Source organism: Candidatus Pelagibacter sp. (genome assembly GCF_052049775.1).
Taxonomy (GTDB): Bacteria; Pseudomonadota; Alphaproteobacteria; order Pelagibacterales; family Pelagibacteraceae; genus Pelagibacter.
Genome location: NZ_JBNGZH010000057.1, coordinates 1 through 2,916, shown reverse-complemented (window position 1 = coordinate 2,916; position 2,916 = coordinate 1). Strand labels below are relative to the sequence as shown.

Here is a 2,916-nt window from a genome sequence, read left to right as displayed (position 1 = left end):
AATTTATCTCAAATCTTAAAGGTAAAAAAATTATTATTGATAAAAATACTTGCTCAATTTTTTTTGAAAATGTATTAAAAAAAAAATTCAAAGTTTACAGTATTGAAGATCCAATTTACTCACTCAAATCTTTGAAGAATAAAACAGAAATAAAAAATATGTTAAATGCTCATATTTTTGATGGTGTAGCGTTAACAAAGTTTATTTACTGGATCAAAAATATAAACAAAAAAACGATTACTGAGTTTGAGGCACAAAATAAATTAGAAAATTTTAGAAAAAAAAATAAAGATTATTTATATCCAAGTTTTAATACTATTGCTGGAACTGCGGGGAATGCAGCTATTGTTCATTATAGAGCAACAAAAAAAAATTCCAAAAAAATAAAAAAAAAAGATATTTTTTTATGTGATTCTGGAGGACAATATAAATATGGTACTACAGATGTGACTAGAACAATTTGTTTCTCAAAACCCAAAAAGAATATAAAAAATATTTTCACACGAGTATTAAAAGGTCATATTGCAGTTGTAAAATCTAATTTAAATAAATATTCCTCTGGTAATTTGATAGATATTAGAGCAAGAAAATTTTTAAAAGAAATCAACTTAGATTATCAACATGGAACTGGACATGGTGTAGGTTTTTTTTTAAATGTGCATGAGGGCCCCCAAGGTATCTCAAAATTTAATAAGATAAAGTTACGTGAGGGGATGATTTTAAGCAATGAACCAGGATATTATAAAAAAAATAAATTTGGAATACGTATAGAAAATTTGATTTATGTTAAAAAAAATAAAAATAAGCTGTACTTTAAAAATTTAACATTAGCTCCAATTGATAAAGATTTAATTAATTTCGATTTATTAACAAATGATGAAAAAAATTACCTTTGGGAATATAATTTAGATATTTACACAAAACTTCATAAATATTTAAACTCAAGTGAGAAAAAATGGTTAGCTACTTTTATTCAATAATTTATGCAATTCTGATTGATCTATAATTTTAATCTTTAAATCTTTTGCAGCTTCAACTTTCCGTTTAGTGGGTTTCTCTCCAATAATCAAATAATCAAGTTTTTTTGAGACATTGCTAATTATTGATCCTGAATTTTTTTCTATTAAAGACTTAGCTTCTGCTCTACTCATGCCTGTTAATTTTCCCGTAAACATAAATATCTTATCACTTAATATACCGTCTTTTTTATTTTCAATTGTTTTCTGAATTTTCAAAATTTTTTGAAGATCTTGAATTACCTTTAAATTAATCTTATTCAAAAAAAATTTTTTTAAAGAAGTTATTTGAGTTTCACCAATCCCATCAATATTTAGTAAATCGTCAATATTATTTTCTTTGGAAAGATTTATGAAATTTTCAGGATTTTTAAGTGTTTTTGCAATCAATTTAGCATTTTCATAACCAATATGTCTTATTCCAAGAGCATATATAAACTTTTCAAAAGAAATATTTTTCTTTTCTTCAATTGCATATTTCAAATTAGCAACAGATTGTTGTCCCCATCCATCCATTACTTTTATTTTTTCATAGTCCAGAGCAAAAATATCTTGTGGTAATCTAATCATTTTCAGTTTCCAGAAATTTTCTACAATTTTTTTTCCAAAACCATCAATATTTAAAGCTTCTTTTGATACAAAATGTTTAATTTTTTCTACAGTCATTTTATCGCATTCATATCCTTCACTTGAACATCTTCTAACTGCATCATTTTTTTTTGTAATGGAATTGTATTCTTTAATTGTTTTAGCTCCACAAGATGGACACTTAATTGGGAAAATATATTTTTTGGAATTTTTATTTCTTTTTTTTAAATCTACCTCTAAAATATGGGGAATAACATCTCCTGCTCTCTCGACTATAACTATATCTCCTATCCTTATATCTTTTCTTGTTATTTCATCTTCATTATGAAGTGTTGCATTAGATACAACTACACCTCCAATATTAATTGGTTTTATTTTTGCTACAGGTGTCAATGCCCCAGTTCTACCGACTTGAATCTCAATATTTAAGATCTTTGAAGTGCCTTTATTAGCAGAAAACTTATGTGCGATTGCCCAACGAGGAGAGTTTGCAACATTACCTAATCGTTTTTGTAAATTGAAACTATTTATTTTATAAACAATACCATCAATGTCAAAATCAATCTCATTTCTTTTTTTTTCTATTTCATAGTAATTTTTCATTAAATTTTTAATACCTTTAATAGTTTTATTAAATGGATTTATTTTAAAACCCCACTCACTTAGTTGTTGTAAGTAGTCGCTTTGATTTTTTACTTCCATTTTATTTACATACCCAAATGTATAAGCAATAAACTTTAAAGGAATTTTTTTGGTATCTTGAGGATTTTTTTGTCGTAATGATCCAGATGCAGCATTTCTTGGATTAGCAAATTTATCTTTAAGATTTTCAAAATCTTTATTTTGAATAAATATCTCACCCCGAATATCTATTTCGTCAGGAAAATTTTTAGCTGTAATTTTTTTTGGAATATCATCAATTGTCATTAAATTCTGTGTAATATCCTCTCCTACTTTCCCATCACCTCTTGAAAGTCCAATAACAAATTTTCCCTTTTTAAAAACTAATGATGCAGAAATACCATCAATTTTAGGTTCAGCACTATACTCAAATTCATTTGAACTTTTTTGGTCTAAAAAATTATTAATTTTTTTTTCAAAATTTAACAGATCTTCCTCATCAAACGCATTTGAAAGTGAAAGCATGGGAACTCTATGAAAAACTTTTTTAAAAGTTTTAGAGGGTTTAAAACCTACAATTTTTGATGGTGAATTTTCACTTTCTAAAAAATCATATTTTTTCTCAAGAAATAATACATCTTTTTTAAGTTGATCATACTCATTATCATTTAGTAAAGGCTTATTAAGGTCG

General features: G+C 25.7%; 2 protein-coding genes. One reads left to right on the top strand and one right to left on the bottom strand.

Going from position 1 to position 2,916, the window contains the following annotated elements:
- Nucleotides 1–980 (top strand): M24 family metallopeptidase (locus ACTT83_RS06225; protein WP_440919220.1); only part of this gene is annotated, 980 nt, incomplete at its 5' end.
- On the opposite strand, the gene ligA is transcribed toward ACTT83_RS06225, so the two are convergent.
- Nucleotides 960–2,916, bottom strand: a 1,957-nt coding sequence (gene ligA, locus ACTT83_RS06220) for an NAD-dependent DNA ligase LigA (protein ID WP_440919219.1), incomplete at its 5' end; no start/stop codon positions are given. The two genes, ACTT83_RS06225 and ligA, sit on opposite strands and share 21 nt — an antisense overlap.